This window comes from Paenibacillus hunanensis, assembly GCF_014645615.1.
Classification (GTDB): Bacteria; Bacillota; Bacilli; order Paenibacillales; family Paenibacillaceae; genus Saccharibacillus; species Saccharibacillus hunanensis.
Genome location: NZ_BMMB01000002.1, coordinates 190,914 through 206,959, shown reverse-complemented (window position 1 = coordinate 206,959; position 16,046 = coordinate 190,914). Strand labels below are relative to the sequence as shown.

The following is a 16,046-nucleotide window of genomic DNA, read 5'->3' as shown; positions in this document are numbered from 1 at the left end:
ACGGATATTGTTAGTTCATTTCACCATACCATTTTTGAAAAAGAACAAAACTAATGTCATGATTGCCTTAATTCAATTTGTGATCATTTTTGTGATCTTACAATATGTATCCGCACTGCTGCTTGATCAATATTCTAAAAGGAATGAGTTAGATCAAGGGATTGGAGCAAATACATGGACGATTGAGGCTGCGATCAAAAATATTAAAGATATCGATGGCGAAGGTCATCTGACCTGGCTGAATACGCAAATCGATGCATTAAATAAACAAGTATCTCCACAGCATGTTAGTTACTCCTATATCGATTATAATCAAAGGTCGAATCAAGGTTATTCCGTATTGTACGTGGAGAAAAAGCTATATGATCGTCTAGCTGAGCGGCTGCGACTGGATCAGGCTCCCTATTTATACACCAATATAAGCAATGAGAAGATACAGAGTATACATATCGGCAAAAATGATTTTAAAGCAGACCAGCGTTTTTTGATGGCAGATACGGAGCTGATTGATTCGCTAACCAATGGAATGCTGCAAAATTACATCTTATTACCAACCGATGGATTTCCTTACGATAATCTATCTGTGCAGATTAACATGTTCATCTATGATCTGGATTCACAAGCATTTGACTCGGCACAGCTGTTACACCAGCTGAATTCATTGAATCCACGCTACGAATATAGTATAAGCCAGACGATTGATTCTTCTACTAGCCTATTAAACTATTCAATTAATGATTTTTTATCTTATATTTTTATTGCTATTATGGCGCTCTGTCTGATTATGATTGGGTTTATCGGGTTTCTGCTCGTTCAATTTTATGAAGAAAAACGAAATGTGCAGTTACTTCGTATTATGGGCGCTTCGACAATTCAGATGTTTGCTTTATTTTTCATCCGAAATAGCTTGATTGTTCTGCCTGCATTTACGGTGGCAAGCCTTATTGGATATCTGAGCTTGAGAACACAATATGCAGACGTATGGATAGCGATGTTCTCATGGAATGTGGTTGGTATGATCGGACTATTATTGCTTGCCACCTTGCCCTCATTTATAAAAACGATCCAATTGAATCTAATCGACAATCATTAGGAGGGGTAGACATGTGCTTGATTGAGCTTGTAAATATAACTAAAGTGTATCGAGGGAAAAATGTAGAGACGAAGGTATTCGAAGGTATATCATTTGAAATTCATGTAGGCGATTATATTGGGCTGTATGGCAGATCGGGTTCAGGTAAAAGTACATTATTACATATATTAGGCTTACTGGATCGTCCGAGTAGCGGTACGGTAAAGTTTAAAGGTACAGATATTGGGCAAATTAAAGCCCATCAATTCTCGCAAATTCGGAATGAGCATATTGGATTTGTCTTTCAAGATTTTCGTTTGATTGATGAGCTAACGATATTTGAAAATGTAGAAATACCGCTAATTCTGTCCAAGCAAAAGTGTAGCAAGGCAGTGCGAGAGCAAAAAGTAATGGCTGTATTGAGTAAACTAGACATACAGGATAAACGAAACAGCTACCCGCAGGAGCTATCCGGTGGACAAAAGCAGCGCGTCGCTATTGCCAGAGCGCTCGTTAATGAGCCAAGCCTCATTTTAGCGGACGAACCAACAGGGAATTTGGACGAGCAGGCAGCCCGGAACACGATGCAAATCCTGTCTGAATTAAATAAAGAAGGAACCACTATTATAATTGTCACTCATGATCCAGAGGTCAAAAAGTATACGGATAAAGTGATTGATATGCGTGAAATTGTAGCGCAGATGTAGTAGGTATGACGTGTGAGAATTGCCCTGTTCAAAATAAAATATATACAGCCTGCATCTCATTTTAAAGTGCATTTGGATCATCTAGCGATATAGCTTATATCAAAGGAATCTTATTGAAATATAGCTCAGTATCTTCATGCAGTTCAGAAGGTGCTGAGCTATTTCGTTTTTTATTTTGATGTAAATCATTGTTGTACAGATTATTTGAGATCATCACCTTTTAGAGTGCACCTGTATTTCCGCTATTTATCTACCTAGCAAGACTGATTGGACTACATACTACTTCAACCCGATTCCTTCCACGTAGCCACACTTCACATTCGAATATTAAAAATGAAAATTCAAATATTTAAAATAATTCCCTACTGCACCCTCTCAACGTGATATTTGTTACTTTTTTCACAAAGTCAATCTATTAAAATTGAAATATGAAAATAACCGCTGATTACAGGCGAAAATAAAGTGAATTCCTGCTGGATTGATAGATATCGAAGACAAGCGTGCTTCTGTCTGGGTCTCCTTCATCCAGTAATGAATTCCTCAAAGGAGAGAACCTTCATTATGGCTTATTACAAACCGCAGCAGATCGCGCTTAACACCATTGATACAGGTGTGACCAAGGCGCGCTCTAGCTGGACGCAGATGCTGGTGCTAGGCTTTCTGGCAGGTGCTTTTATCGCGCTTGGTTTCTTGCTGGATATTCGGGTGATTGCGAGCATGCCGGAGGAATGGGGAAGCTTTGCTAATTTTGTAGGCGCATCGCTTTTCCCGGTGGGGCTTGTACTCGTATTGGTTGCCGGAGGAGAGCTATTAACAGGCAATATGATGGCGGTGCCTTTAGCACGAATGGCTGGACGCATTCGTACGCTGGAGGTGGTACGTAATCTGTTTGCGATCACGATTGCGAACCTGCTGGGTGCGTTATTCGTTGCTTATTTCTTTGGACATGTGGTGGGAATGACAGAGACGGGGCCTTATCTTGCGAAGACGGTCGAGATGGCAGGGCATAAGCTGGAGGGCAGCTTCCTGCAAATGTTTATATCCGGTATTGGCTGTAACTGGCTTGTGGCGCTGGCGGTCTGGTTATCCTACAGTGCGGACAATATTAGCGGCAAAGTGCTGGGCATCTGGTTCCCAACGATGGCGTTTGTGGCGATCGGCTTCCAGCACATTGTAGCGAATATGTTCCTGATTCCGGCTGCAATCTTCGCTGGATATTACTCATGGGGACAGTACGCGATGAACTTTGTTCCAGTATGGCTTGGTAATCTGACTGGTGGTGCCTTGTTTGTCGCCTGTGCTTATTTTACAGCGTATATTCGTCCTATGAGAGCAGGAACGGCTCCAGCTTCACCAGCAGATCACACGAATCATACAACACAGCCAGAACCTGCTGTACAGCCAGGAACAGGCGCTGCTGTAGCACTGCCGCTTCAGCATAGCGAGCAGGCGCATGGATGAGTTAGCGCTATAGCTCCTCCCCATAGCTCCTCTTTCATAAATGGAAGGGAGTATGTGCAAGGCGAGAGAAGTTGCTGTAGAGTGAAATCGTATCATCTACATGCTGAATGTACTGAGTACCAGATAGTAAACAATGAACACTAAATGCTGGGTACCAAGTACTGAATACCAAATACTGAATACTGAATACTGAATACCAAAGCACCTTCTACTGAGATATTAGACGACTCACATGTACTAATATTCAGCGCAGGGTGCTTTTTTTGTAGCTAAATTGGGGAATACTAGTTATAGCACGGATTACATACCATAAGCATTGCTATGTGATCATATCTAAATCTACACTTTGAAGCAGAAGCAGAAGCAGAAGCAGAAGCAGAAGCAGAAGCAGAAGCAGAAGCAGAAGCAGAAGCAGAAGCAGAAGCAGAAGCAGAAGCAGAAACAGAAACTAAAGCTATAGCTTGTAAAATAGACGAAACCAGACAGCCACCTTCCAGTACTCAGTCTCGTTTCAAAATATGATGATCGGGTAATAAATGGATTGATATGTCGCAGAACGAATCAAGAGGTGCAGTATGGAAAAGTTGAATGAATATAAATGGAATGAAATGATCCAAAAACAAAACGAGATGGAGCAGGAGCTACGGCAGCTTCAGCAGCAGCTTGCCAGCGAACAGCAGGAACGCGAACAGGCGGAGCAGTCAGCTGAGAATAAGGCGCGCTTCATCGCCATGCTGAGCCATGAGATTCGTACACCGATGAATGGAATTTTGTCCATGAGCGACCTGCTACGCAATACGAGTCTGGATGAGGAGCAGCAGGGTTATCTTCATGTGCTGCATACGAGCAGTGAATCGCTGATGACGCTTGTGAACAATTTGCTCGATATTGGTAAAATTGAAGCAGGAAAGATGAAGCTTGCACGCGATCCGTTTGATCTGATCAATACGATGGAGGATTTGACGTATGCGCTGGCACCACGCGCCTTTGAAAAGGGTGTGCAGGTGCATTTGAATGTGCATTCAGATATTCCGCTGTTCGTGATCGGGGATGCCCTCAAGGTGCGGCAGATCATTATGAATCTGCTACAAAATGCGATCAAATTCACGAAAAAAGGCGATATTAGCGTATCGCTGTTTATGTTGCCGAATGATGATCTCGAACGATTAACGGTAAAGGTATCTGTAGAGGATACAGGCATCGGGATTCCACCGGAGCGTCTGAACGATATTTTCAAAATGTATGAGCAAATGCATGAGCAGAGCGAGCATATGCATCAGGGAACCGGGCTTGGACTGGCGATCTGTAAGCAGCTCACCGAGCTGATGGGTGGCACGATTCAAGCGGAAAGTCTGCATGGTGTGGGTACCTCGGTTAGTATTACGCTGGAGTTTGAACGGTATACCGATCTACCGTCGATTCCATTTAAGGATAATGTACTGCATGATCTGCGTATTTTGTTGCTGGAGCACAATGCGATCTGTCGTGGTTTGATTCATGACATGCTGGTGGAGTGGGGCGCGCAGGTAACGATTGCAGATGATATGGATGAGCGTTTCTTTGATGAGTTGTATCATCATGATTATGATCTGGTGCTGGTCGATCTGGATATGCTGGATCGCGAGCGCTGGATACGCGAGCGGACGAAGATTCAGAAGCAGCAGCTATTCCTGCTTGCTCCGCTGGGTGAAAAGGTCGAGGGCGAATTCCGCGATACCTTCGAGACGGTTATCACCAAGCCGATCCGTAAAATTCATCTGCTCAATAGCATTCTGGCGCTACAGCAAGGACATCGTTAAAAGATATGGACATCTTATGATCCTGACGTACACGAATGATCCGAATATACACATGAGCTATTTGTACAAAATAGACCAAAAATGACCTGCCTGCTGGCGGGTCATTTGTTTATCTATATGATGGATTGAATTATGTATACGATAGCGACAGGCATTAAGCTGAAAATAGACAAAATGAAATCCGCCATGTCGCGGTTCGGGGGAACGAAACCGTGATATGGCGGATTCCGGGAGTGGTCCATGATATGACAGAGGGTGAGAATGAAGGGGACATCACTCTCGCCAAATGCCGTTACTTATTGTTAAACGGGCGCCGACCGATTGAAACATAACTGAATTTAAAATAACTAAAAAATTTGCAGTAGATTCTTCCATCTTCGATTCCAGCATAAACAGGTGCGTTTTTAATGGTGAAATAGGGCAATGGATCGCTTACTATTGTCTTCCACATTGTTATACGATTTCGCGATTTGGCAGGAGTCTGCGCTTAACCACATACATCGTTATTCCAGCTCGAAAAAGGATACGGTGTACCTTGCCTATTCAGCTCCTTATCCGTGTAAAGCGGCAAAGGATATGCTTGCCCATTATAACTGCCATGAAGCATACTAGAAGCTATGTGTTTGATCAATCATTTTGAACATGAATACATAACATATGCCTGCCGGGTTAATGGCAGCACTTGCAGTTGATTATACAGCATAGAGGTACGCTTGCGATTAGCAGGTCTACCTAGGGAAAGGAATTCATCATGCGCTGGCTCAAAACGTATCCACGGGAAATTCAAGTCTTTCTACTCGCCAGTCTGCTCAACGCAGCAGGCGGGTCTTTGATGTGGCCACTCGTCACATTATTCGTTTATCAGGAGCTAGGGCGTCCGATGCAGGATGCCGGGCTGGTGGTGCTCTTACAATCACTTGGTGGTATTATTGGGCAGCTATTAGGTGGCGCGCTCTATCATCGATTGGGTGTACGGCGTCTGATCGTAGGCTCGCTGCTGTTAAATGGGGCATTCTTGTTCACATTACCAGCCGTTAGCAGCCATTTTCCATTATTCATGGGGGCAATGGTGTTTATCGGATTGTTCAACTCTATGTCGATGCCAGCGATTCAGGCGTTTATCGGCTTCCGGTTTGCGGATCGGCGGGGAGAGCTATTTAATATCGTGTATGTAGCGAATAATATCGGGGTTGCGCTGGGGACGGCATTGTGTGGCGTGCTGGCGGATATTTCGTATTATTTATCATTTGTCATTAATGGGATCAGCTGCGTTGGATTTGCGATCTTTTTCTTTGTGTATCTGGGTAAGATCGGGACAGCCGATCCGTCTCAGATCGATGATAATAATCCAGGGCGACCCAAGTCTGCGCCAGGCGAACGAACAGGCTGGCTGCTACGGCAGGTGCGTGTGTATTTGTTTATGGGGATTGCGACGATGTTTCTATGGCTGGGCAATTCGATCTGGAATACAGGCGTATCGCCGCATATCGTCAGTTCCGGTCTGCTGATTAGCTATTACAGTCTGCTCTGGACGCTAAATGGCGTGCTGATCTTTGCCGGACAGCCATTTGTGAATCTGGTACGACGACTATTCGCGCGCACGGCACAGGCGCAGATGACAGCAAGTGCGGTCTTTTATTTGCTCGGGTACATTGTCATTTTAACGTATCCGGGATATCCAGCCTTTGTCATTGCGATGGTGCTGACAACGTTTGGTGAAATGCTCATCTCGCCAGCGATTCCGTCCTTTGTATCGGAACGCACGGGGGCGTATGCGCCATTTTATCTCGGTGTTGCAGGTGGGATTGGTGCAGTCGGTCGTGTCATCGGGCCATATGTGATGGGTGTATTTTATGATCGGGGTGGATTGATGCCAGTGACATGGGTGGCAGTCGCGGCTGCCATTCTGTCGTTGCTGTTTTATATGGTACACAGTGCAGCACAGCGGCATGGGGCGCAGCTACAGCCACGGCAGTAAGATTAATTAAGGTAAGGGCAGTAGAGAAGTATGGCAATAAAATAGTAGGTTGATAAATCGTTAAACTATAGCAGGGAACATAGGCTTACTGACGGTAGTGAAGCGAATAAGAAGGATAGCCGGAGATTTTGTAAAACGGACGCGGTGCAGTGTAAAACTTTGACTCCTCGATGTTAAGTATGGAGTGAGCAGTGCTATAATAAGCCATACAGGCGAACAATAGCGCTAAGACGTTGGTGATGTGCATTTCATGCCAGCGTCTATATGCTCAACCATTGCCTGATTGGATGGGCATAGCCCAGACCGCTGCTTTTTCCGAAAGGAGTCCTGTCATGTCGATCCCATTGACTTCTGAAACGATCATTCGCCCCTCTACAATGAAGGATGCTCGTCAGCTGATGCAGCTGGATCAGCTTGTGTGGAATCATTTGAATACACCGTCGGTCTTTTACTGCTCATCTCGCCGTCAATATTTGCAGGCGTGTCCGCCTGGTAGTCAGCTCCTGGCTGTGCATGGAGATCAGGTATGTGGGTATGTTGGCTTTGGTTATCCGCAATCGTTTACCGTTAGCCAGCATGTGTATGATATTCATATCGCGGTGCATCCGGATTATCGTCGTCAGGGCATTGCCAGACGGTTGCTGGATGCATTATGTGAGCATGCGCGTACACGACATATTCGTAAGCTAACGCTACGGGTGCTGTCGACCAATACAGAAGCCGTCCACTTTTACGACAAATACGGATTCGTCGAAAATGGACGGCTTCAGGAACAATTTTATATTCATGGACGATATGTGGATGACATTTTAATGACGTACTGGCTGTAGCCTACAGGTTATAAGGATGCTGTCCGTATACGCTTTTGGTAATCAGCTCGGTCAGCTCTTCCTTTTGCGCCCGGTATGTATCAGGCGTGATACTTCCGTTAATCAGTCGCTGCGTAAGCAGCTCGTTCATTTGTGCAACCTGCAGGTCGATAACCGCCTGCGGGTTTTTGTTGTTGCGGCGGGCAGTGTCTGCCAGGCTACCGCCTTCGTACAGGTCATCATAGACATCCTCATCTGAATCGGCGCCAACTGTACTCAAGAACGGGTCCTGCTGTTGCCGGACAACAGAAGAGCCAGTGGACGTTTTAACGGCTGCCTGTGCGTTGGCTTGCTCTCCGAGCAACAGACTGCTGATTGCGATGCCAAGCAGCAGTGTACTGATCATCCTTTTGCCCTTGCGAGCATGGTGATTAATGGTCGTGCGTTTCATATGGATACCTCGCTTTGCTATGCTTTCGTAATGAGTTGTTGCATAGCTATCATAACCGAGCTGGCTTAAATCAAACTTAAATTGACGTAAAGGGGAGATAAAAGTTTGGGCTCACTTAGGAGCCTTGTAATTAAGAATTGGATTATTAAGCAATCGATAAAAAGATAATGATTCCGATTCTATTCATCCATCATTTCGATCTCCGATGGGTAGATATAAATCCGCTTCGCAATAATCTTCGCGTGTGTTAACGATATCGATATATTCAAAATGGTGAGGGTGAGATTGTATGTAAGACGATCTTATCAGCCAATCGTCTATATAGTTCCAGATATCGTTAAGATCATGAATATTTAGATGTTCTGCATGAAAATCTCCAATGTATTTGAATACGGCGTATTTACAGCTAGGAATGACCGCTGTATCCCATTTCCCATCTATGCCGTCAAAAGAAGAAACCTCTGCCGAAGTCAGATAATCGGTCGCATAAGGCAGATGCTCCGGTGTATAAAGCGTCAGTCCAATATATACACCAGGATTTAGTTTATTTGGGATGTTCGGGTGTTCGTTGTAAAAGAATGAAGCTCCTTGTATATTTGCCGTCAGATTCTCCCAATTATCCTGCTCATTGATGGTCGCTTTCCGTCCGGCATACAGACTTTGCGGCTTCATCACAAATGTTGGTTCAAATACAATACCGCGCCGGATTTCCTTTAACGCTGACGTATCATACCGTTCGACCAGTGTGATCTCCTGATGTCCACGGCGAAATTGGGCTGGCGTCACGCCGAACTGCCGTTTGAACGAGCGGATATACGACTGCTCGTGATCAAAACCATAGGATAGTGCGAGATTCAGTATAGTCTTCTCACCGTCTGAAGCAAGCAGGTCTGTTACACTAGCAGACAATCGACGTGCACGGATATATTCCATAAGTGGTAGCCCCGTCGCAGCACGTATTAAGCGATGGAGGTGGAACTTGGACAGATGTACACACGCTGCTAATTCATCAAGCACGATTTTCTCCGCGAGCCGTCGTTCTACTTCTTGAAGGACTTTATCGATCCTCTCGATTGTTCCGTATTTTTCAGTTGAATCGGCGTCATATCGAGTATTCGTTTCTGTATGCGATTGTAGATGATACTGTGTTTTTTCATTCATGCTCATTTCCATCGTCCCACTTACCGACGTTCCTTTCACTTGTCCGATCTTTCCTACTATCCTAACAAAAAACGCCAGAGCCGTCAGCTTCGATCGATTTGGCGCTTTTCCGTTCATTTCAGTCTTTTACCGATCTTTCCAGCTGGGTGGAATGCAGTCATATAAGTCTGCAAGGATTGGATGAGAATCACAGCTAAAATAACCACATTTATTTCAATTTGCGCAAGAACGGTTCATTTCATCTCTTTTTTCTAGATCATACTGGAAATAAGCGGTTACTTGCTGGAAAGGATGATTCCATTTGATGGAATATCATGCTGCGAATTCCGATTTTTGTAAGGGGAACGCAATTTCATTGCAACGTAAAAATTCTGTTTATTCTATCCGACATTTTCGCGAAAGCGACTTCCCGGCACTTGATGCCTTTTACAATCAAATAGTTGAAGGGTGGCGTGTTATCCGTCGATCATGACCGAGTCGCATATACATTCTTAAACTGAAAGGGAGGATTGCTATGACCAAATTCGCTTTTCCTCATGTGACTTTTGCCGATTGTGTTTACAACTATTGGCTACCTGGCAACAATCGTACACAGCCTGGGACATATCGTGTGATCGTCGATGCCGAGCTACCGTCGGCGCGTAGTGTCATGCTACTTGATCTGTGTGGAGCGGGCGGGTTCCTTTCACTATCGCCCGATATTGCGCAGCGAACAGGATTGGAACTGGATAACGAGATTACTACCGATAAGTTATTCGAAACGCTTCAGCGTACGGGAGTAGAATTGAATGGCGCGGACCATCTGTTCTACTTACCAAGCGCGGAGCAAAATCGGATACAAAACGAACATTTCCCGGCAACGATTCGGCAGTTAACGCTAGACGATACCGCTGCTTTCGAAACCTTCTTCTCTGCTGCGCCCAAAGATGATTTGGATGAAGCGTTCGTTGAATTAGACCACTGGCTTGTGTTCGGATGTTTCATCGAGGATCGATTAGTATCGGTGGCTAGTATGTATCCATGGAAAGGTACGTCATTCGCTGATCTCGGTGTGATCACATTACCCCATTTCCGTGGTCACGGCTTCGGACGCCAGATTGTGCGGGCGATTTCTGCTCAGGCTTTAAAGCAAGGCTTCGAACCTCAGTATCGTTGTCAGCAGAATAATATATCATCCATTCGCTTAGCGGAAGCTTCCGGGTTCTCGCTGTTTGCGAATTGGGATGTGATTAAGTTGGATGAAGATTAGATTTGTAAGAGGGGACAAGCAAAAAGTTGAATAGCAAATCAGTTAAAGCTCGGCTTTTAAAGCCGAGCTTTTGCATGTATATAGAGGAAATTGCCTTTCCAAACTCTGTACAGGGTATTATCGTAATGTCTTAACATTATTTTGTGGTAGAAGAACATATATAGCTAAGCATTCCAAACATGCAAAGATGTATCTTATTACATATACTATTACTATAAAAGTAATAAATGTTTGGAATAAACCATCTATGATCATGCGAAGCTAGACTGCAAAGGTAATGAACAGTGTAAAGTACATAAGTAAAAAGGAGAAGAAATATGAAGAGAATACTATTAACCTGTACAGCGTTCGCTATAATCGCACTGTGTGCTGCCTGCTCCAACACGGCACCTGTAGACAAGTCGAACATAAATACATCGGCAGCAGAATCGGTTACAGCAGACAGCGCTGATACAAACAGCAATACTCCAGAGAATGGTGAAGAGTCGAGCTCTGATCTGGCAGAGGAGATGTCAAATACGCCAGACATGGCTACCTCTGATAAAGCAGCGTCAACAGCACCCACGGAATCTACCGATTCTAACTCAACCCAAAAGGAAGCAGTTCCAGCAACAGATACTCAGCAGCCAGCCGTTTATCATTATGTAAATAGTCGTTATGGCTATTCCATTGCTTATCCTGCGACATGGACAGCCGGCGAGGAGGCAGACAATGGGGATGGGAAGATACTGTATGTTGGCAATCCGGACATCGATATTCGCGTCTATGCTTCCAACTATATGGAGGACGTATCCGATCCATATCATAATGAGGATAACCATGTACAGCGACAACGCGTTGCTTTTAATAATGGCAAAGAGGGTACACTTGTAATCGGTAAAGAAGATAACAAGATTCTATATGACATGGTATATGTGTCAAAAGACGACGTAGAGTATCATTTTTACGCTAACGTCCCACAAAGCTTTTTTGATCAGAATGAGAAAGTGCTCTTAAAAGTTGCTAAAAGTCTGGATATTCCTAACGAATAATCAGTATTCATTTTAATCATATTAAGTTCTAAAGCTTTGCTACTGCAAAAACACCACGTTCCAGCGACTCATCGCCTGAACGTGGTGTTTTCATTATAGATAGAATGAAGAAGTATAGATAGAATGAAGAAGCACGAGTAAATAAAGCGAAAGCACATAAGCTACAAACAGCAATATGGGGCACACCCTACCGCTTCAGCTTCCATTCCTGCTGCAGCATGCCATACACCGCATGATCCACATAACCTGCTGGCAGCAGCTCCGCCTCCCGAATAATCCCTTCCAAAATAAAACCAAGCCGCTCCGGTACTGCCCGACTGCGCTTATTGCCTGTCGCACAGCGAATCTCTACCCGATGCAAATTCAGCTCAATGAGCGCATAGTCCAGCATCGCACGCAGGGCAGACGTAATCAGCCCATTGCCCTGAAATCGCTCACCCAGCCAGTAGCCAATGCCAACCGAGCGATGATTCCAGTTAATCTCATGAAATCCAATAATTCCAGCGAATTGCCCTTTGTACCAGATGCCCGCGTTCCAGCCGCCATTTTCCATCGCCTGTGTCAGGCTGGCACGTACAAAGTCTTCACTTGCATTTAGTGAGGTGGTCGAGTCGACCCAGGGTAGCCACTGGCGCAGATGCGCACGCGATTGATCGATCAGCTGGTAAATATGTCGTGCATGCGCTGGCTCCAGCGGACGCAGCTCGGTTTCTTCATCCAATATGTAAGTGAACATGCAGCTTGTCCTCTCTTTCTGTAAAGGTATATGCCAGTGCCGACAAGATGATAGCGTGAATCGCTCCACATCTGTATGTACATGTTAGCATTAACGAGGTCGCATAGGAGGACGCTGCTCCAATGCATAAATATCTTCTTCTATTCCTGCCATTCGTTCATTCACCAGCGTACGGCAATCTGCCAGCGCCTGATTGTACACATGCGGTCCAATCGTCGTCATCATAAAGTCCAGCACCTGATCGGCAGCTAGCTCGCCAATCGTCTCGCCGCGCTCCATTTCAAAAAACTGCTGAATGTTCGCAATCATTGTTTCACGTGTCTCACGTGGTAGCTTCGTCGGCTTCATCGAGCACGCTCCTTCCTGCATAGGTTTGCATTTTATTGTCTATGCTATCGTATTCGAGATCAGTCGTCAAAAGTCGCAAGTCCCGTCCTGATCGGCTTGTATACGGTATCATATCGGGTAGAAGAGGCGAACTGCCTTGCCTATGCCTGTATAACCGTTATAATAGATATATTCGCAACAGAAACTGAACGATGAAAGGTTGATAGGTGTGGAGAACTCGAATTTGACTCCTTCTAATTTTATTAAAACAATCATTACCGACGACCTGAAGTCCGGTAAGGTCAACAAAGTGGTGACCCGTTTCCCACCGGAGCCGAACGGCTATCTTCATATCGGTCATGCCAAAGCAATCTGGGTGAACTTTGCGCTGGCAGATGAGTTCGGTGGTAAGACGCATCTGCGTTTTGACGATACGAACCCGGCGAAGGAAGACGATGAATATGTACGTGCCATTGAAGAAGATGTAAAATGGCTCGGTTATGAGTGGGAAGGCAAATATTTTGCATCCGACTATTTTGATTTTATGTACGAAAAAGCAGAGCTGCTGATCAACAAAGGCCTTGCCTATGTAGATGACCAAACCGCGGATCAAATCCGTGAAACACGCGGCACACTGACTGAGCCGGGCACGAACAGCCCGTATCGTGATCGCAGTGTAGAGGAAAATCTGGAGCTATTCCGCCAGATGCGTGATGGCAAGTTTGGTAACGGGGAAAAGGTACTGCGTGCGAAGGTGGATATGGGCTCGCCGAACATCAATATGCGTGATCCGGTTATTTATCGTATTGCTCATCTGGAGCATCATAATACAGGTAACAAATGGTGCATCTATCCGATGTATACGTACGCTCATCCGTTGGAGGATGCATACGAGAAGATCACGCACTCTCTCTGTACGGTGGAGTTCGAGGATCAACGTCCATTTTATGACTGGGTGATCCGTGAGTGTGAAGTTGATGCGGAGCCGCATCAATATGAATACGGTCGCCTGAATGTCGCACAGACACTTACGAGTAAGCGTAAGCTCAAGCTGCTCGTCGATGAGAATATCGTTGATGGCTGGGACGATCCACGTATGCCAACGATCTCCGGTCTAAGACGTCGCGGCTACACACCGGAAGCGCTGCGCTCCTTTGTATATGAGACAGGTATTTCGAAAAGTCAGGGCATCATCGACCTGCAAATGCTGGATCACTTCGTTCGCGAGGATCTGAAGCTGAAGGTTCCACGCACGATGGGTGTACTGCGTCCGCTCAAAGTTGTCATTACCAACTATCCAGAAGGACAGGTGGAAATGCTGGATGCTGAGAACAATCCGGAGAATGAGGAAATGGGTGTTCGCCAAATTCCGTTCTCACGTGAAATCTACATCGAGCAGGACGACTTTATGGAAGTGCCACCACCGAAGTATCATCGTCTGTATCCAGGCAATGAGGTTCGTCTCAAGCATGCGTACTTCATTAAATGTAATGACTTTATCAAGGATGAAGACGGCAATATCGTCGAAATTCATTGCACATATGATATCGAAACGAAGAGCGGCAGCGACTTCAATGCTCGTAAAGTAAAAGGTACGATTCACTGGGTCGAAGCTTCTCAAGCCGTTCCAGCTGAATTCCGTCTGTACGAGCCATTGATCAAAGCAGAAGACGAAGAGCTGGTTGAAGAAACCGCTGGTGGTACAGATGAGATTCCAGAAAAAACATTCCTGGATTCGATCAATCCCAACTCGCTCGAAATCGTACATGGCTTCGTCGAGCCAGGCTTGAAAGATACCGCTGCATTTGATCGTTACCAATTTTTCCGCCACGGCTATTTCAGCGCTGATCCAAAATACACAATGCCAGGCGATCCTGTTTTCAATCTGGTCGTATCGATGAAGAGCTCGTTCAAATTGCCAAAGGCATAAGATATCTAACATTAATCTCTATGCATAACCGAGTGAGCATGATGTTTTCACGCTCATGATAAACAAAAAGGCGTTATCCCTGAGGGGATAGCGCCTTTTATTTACATTTATCCTTCTTCATCAGGCAGCTGATACCCTGTTCGCCGCACATTCAGCCACATCAATGCAAAACCAATCGACCCTACCAGCGACAATGCCACCCCAGCTAGATACATCTGCTCCGACCCAAAGTTCTGGAATAGCCACCCACCGAGAAAGCCAGCGATCACGCCCGAGACACCACTCCATGTCATCGTATACAGCGCCTGCCCTGTACTGCGGAACGCATTCGGTACGAACATCATCGTTAGCTGTGTTCCAACGTAAAAGTAACCGCCAAACGTCACGGCATGCAGCAATTGGATGAAAATAACCTGTATTGGACTCACTGCTTCTGCCATTAGCAGCCAGCGGAACGTGAACAACAGACTCACAATCGCTAGCCAGCCGATCATAAACGACACCTTTTTACGTAGAAAGCGATCGAATAGCAGGAATAGTACGGCTTCAAAAATAGACGAAGCGAATACTGCCCATCCGACCATACTTTTCGATCCGCCCAGCTCGATCACATACAGCGATAGGAAGGTGCTGTTCATCATATTGGGAATTGCGACCAGCACGCCCAGTATAATAAAGCCGATAAAATACAGATTGCTGCCGATCTGCTTTAATGTTGTCCAGTTGATCGGAGCAGCACCACCGGACAAACGCTCCTGCGGTGGCAATACGAGCATGAGCAGAATAGCGACTAGCAGGAGCGCGGTAAACACAATCCCGATTCGAGGTACGCCCAGCTGATCAATGACAGGCCCAGCAACGACGGCTGTCAGCGCCCATCCGAGCGAGCCATACAATCGGAAGCCGCCGAATTTATACGGGGTTCCATCGATATAGTTCAGAATCAATGTACTCGATTGCGCGAACATCGGTGTTTGAAAAAAGAAAAAGCAGGTCATCACAATATAAATAAGCGTATAATTTTCCACATTAAAGACGATCTGTACGAGCACAAGTGTACCAATCATCATCGTAAGCAGCACAAAGCGCACATTTTGCATCCGATCACCGAGATAGCCCCAGAATGGATTCGCAAATAGCGATACAAAGGGTCCGATCGCCATCAATGCGCCAATCTCGCTCTGGCTCATGCCGATATCTTGCAAATAAAGCTGAAAGAAGCTGGTGAAGATCACCATCGTTCCATAAATGAAAAACGTATACCAGCGAAGGGTGAGAAAAGGCGATTTAGAAGGTATAGAGCTCAAGAGACGACAATCCTTTCAAGGCGACATT

General features: G+C 45.4%; 14 protein-coding genes. 9 read left to right on the top strand and 5 right to left on the bottom strand.

Annotated elements, in window-relative coordinates; all coding sequences use genetic code 11:
• Nucleotides 1-7 precede the first annotated feature (7 nt).
• The 6 genes from IEX62_RS04395 (at nt 8) to IEX62_RS04370 (ending at nt 7,847) form a co-directional block, all read left to right on the top strand.
• Nucleotides 8-1,093 carry an ABC transporter permease gene (locus tag IEX62_RS04395; protein ID WP_188774209.1) on the top strand — a complete coding sequence of 362 codons (1,086 nt, stop codon included), beginning with the start codon at nt 8-10 and terminating at the stop codon, nt 1,091-1,093.
• Between the two features lie 11 nt (nt 1,094-1,104).
• Complete coding sequence (locus IEX62_RS04390) at nt 1,105-1,779, top strand: ABC transporter ATP-binding protein (RefSeq protein ID WP_229685614.1); 675 nt, start codon at nt 1,105-1,107, stop codon at nt 1,777-1,779.
• A 561-nt stretch (nt 1,780-2,340) separates the two neighbouring features.
• Entirely contained in the window at nt 2,341-3,240 is a 900-nt protein-coding gene (locus IEX62_RS04385) for a formate/nitrite transporter family protein (protein WP_229685613.1), read from the top strand.
• 575 nt (nt 3,241-3,815) lie between these two features.
• Nucleotides 3,816-5,039 carry an ATP-binding response regulator gene (locus tag IEX62_RS04380; protein WP_188774208.1) on the top strand — a complete coding sequence of 408 codons (1,224 nt, stop codon included), beginning with the start codon at nt 3,816-3,818 and terminating at the stop codon, nt 5,037-5,039.
• A gap of 751 nt (nt 5,040-5,790) precedes the next feature.
• Nucleotides 5,791-7,017 carry an MFS transporter gene (locus tag IEX62_RS04375; protein ID WP_188774207.1) on the top strand — a complete coding sequence of 409 codons (1,227 nt, stop codon included), beginning with the start codon at nt 5,791-5,793 and terminating at the stop codon, nt 7,015-7,017.
• A 332-nt stretch (nt 7,018-7,349) separates the two neighbouring features.
• Nucleotides 7,350-7,847, top strand: coding sequence for a GNAT family N-acetyltransferase (locus tag IEX62_RS04370; protein ID WP_188774206.1), 498 nt, complete (start codon nt 7,350-7,352; stop codon nt 7,845-7,847).
• Between the two features lies 1 nt (nt 7,848).
• Here IEX62_RS04370 and IEX62_RS04365 read toward each other — a convergent pair whose 3' ends face one another.
• Nucleotides 7,849-8,277, bottom strand: coding sequence for a hypothetical protein (locus IEX62_RS04365; protein ID WP_188774205.1), 429 nt, complete (start codon nt 8,275-8,277; stop codon nt 7,849-7,851).
• 183 nt (nt 8,278-8,460) lie between these two features.
• The gene (locus IEX62_RS04360; protein ID WP_188774204.1) at nt 8,461-9,477 is read right to left on the bottom strand and encodes an AraC family transcriptional regulator; all 1,017 of its coding nucleotides are present in this window, start codon (nt 9,475-9,477) and stop codon (nt 8,461-8,463) included.
• Nucleotides 9,478-9,952: 475 nt separating this feature from the next.
• Here IEX62_RS04360 and IEX62_RS04355 point away from each other — a divergent pair, with 475 nt between their 5' ends.
• Both IEX62_RS04355 and IEX62_RS04350 read left to right on the top strand, forming a co-directional pair.
• Nucleotides 9,953-10,687: a GNAT family N-acetyltransferase gene (locus tag IEX62_RS04355; protein WP_188774203.1), complete on the top strand. Its 735-nt coding sequence runs from the start codon at nt 9,953-9,955 to the stop codon at nt 10,685-10,687.
• Between the two features lie 317 nt (nt 10,688-11,004).
• Entirely contained in the window at nt 11,005-11,718 is a 714-nt protein-coding gene (locus tag IEX62_RS04350; RefSeq protein ID WP_188774202.1) for a hypothetical protein, read from the top strand.
• 187 nt (nt 11,719-11,905) lie between these two features.
• Here the strand turns inward: IEX62_RS04350 and IEX62_RS04345 are convergent, their stop codons facing one another.
• Together IEX62_RS04345 and IEX62_RS04340 are read right to left on the bottom strand one after the other, a co-directional pair.
• Nucleotides 11,906-12,454, bottom strand: a complete 549-nt coding sequence (locus IEX62_RS04345) for a GNAT family N-acetyltransferase (RefSeq protein ID WP_188774201.1) — start codon at nt 12,452-12,454, stop codon at nt 11,906-11,908.
• Between the two features lie 90 nt (nt 12,455-12,544).
• Entirely contained in the window at nt 12,545-12,802 is a 258-nt protein-coding gene (locus IEX62_RS04340; RefSeq protein WP_188774200.1) for a DUF2164 domain-containing protein, read from the bottom strand.
• A 199-nt stretch (nt 12,803-13,001) separates the two neighbouring features.
• On the opposite strand from IEX62_RS04340, the gene IEX62_RS04335 reads away from it, so the two are divergent.
• A complete protein-coding gene (locus IEX62_RS04335) occupies nt 13,002-14,711 on the top strand; it encodes a glutamine--tRNA ligase/YqeY domain fusion protein (protein WP_188774199.1) in 1,710 nt (569 codons plus the stop codon).
• Between the two features lie 107 nt (nt 14,712-14,818).
• Here IEX62_RS04335 and IEX62_RS04330 read toward each other — a convergent pair whose 3' ends face one another.
• Nucleotides 14,819-16,018 (bottom strand): MFS transporter, encoded by a 1,200-nt coding sequence (locus tag IEX62_RS04330; RefSeq protein ID WP_188774198.1) that lies wholly within the window; start codon nt 16,016-16,018, stop codon nt 14,819-14,821.
• Nucleotides 16,019-16,046 lie beyond the last annotated feature (28 nt).

Coding starts and splice junctions, on each gene's coding strand:
- IEX62_RS04380 (WP_188774208.1), top strand. CDS start 3,816: ATGGAAAAGTTGAATGAATATAAATGGAATGAAATGATCCAAAAACAA.
- IEX62_RS04390 (WP_229685614.1), top strand. CDS start 1,105: ATGTGCTTGATTGAGCTTGTAAATATAACTAAAGTGTATCGAGGGAAA.
- IEX62_RS04370 (WP_188774206.1), top strand. CDS start 7,350: ATGTCGATCCCATTGACTTCTGAAACGATCATTCGCCCCTCTACAATG.
- IEX62_RS04385 (WP_229685613.1), top strand. CDS start 2,341: ATGGCTTATTACAAACCGCAGCAGATCGCGCTTAACACCATTGATACA.
- IEX62_RS04355 (WP_188774203.1), top strand. CDS start 9,953: ATGACCAAATTCGCTTTTCCTCATGTGACTTTTGCCGATTGTGTTTAC.
- IEX62_RS04350 (WP_188774202.1), top strand. CDS start 11,005: ATGAAGAGAATACTATTAACCTGTACAGCGTTCGCTATAATCGCACTG.
- IEX62_RS04365 (WP_188774205.1), bottom strand. CDS start 8,277: ATGAAACGCACGACCATTAATCACCATGCTCGCAAGGGCAAAAGGATG.
- IEX62_RS04345 (WP_188774201.1), bottom strand. CDS start 12,454: ATGTTCACTTACATATTGGATGAAGAAACCGAGCTGCGTCCGCTGGAG.
- IEX62_RS04375 (WP_188774207.1), top strand. CDS start 5,791: ATGCGCTGGCTCAAAACGTATCCACGGGAAATTCAAGTCTTTCTACTC.
- IEX62_RS04340 (WP_188774200.1), bottom strand. CDS start 12,802: ATGAAGCCGACGAAGCTACCACGTGAGACACGTGAAACAATGATTGCG.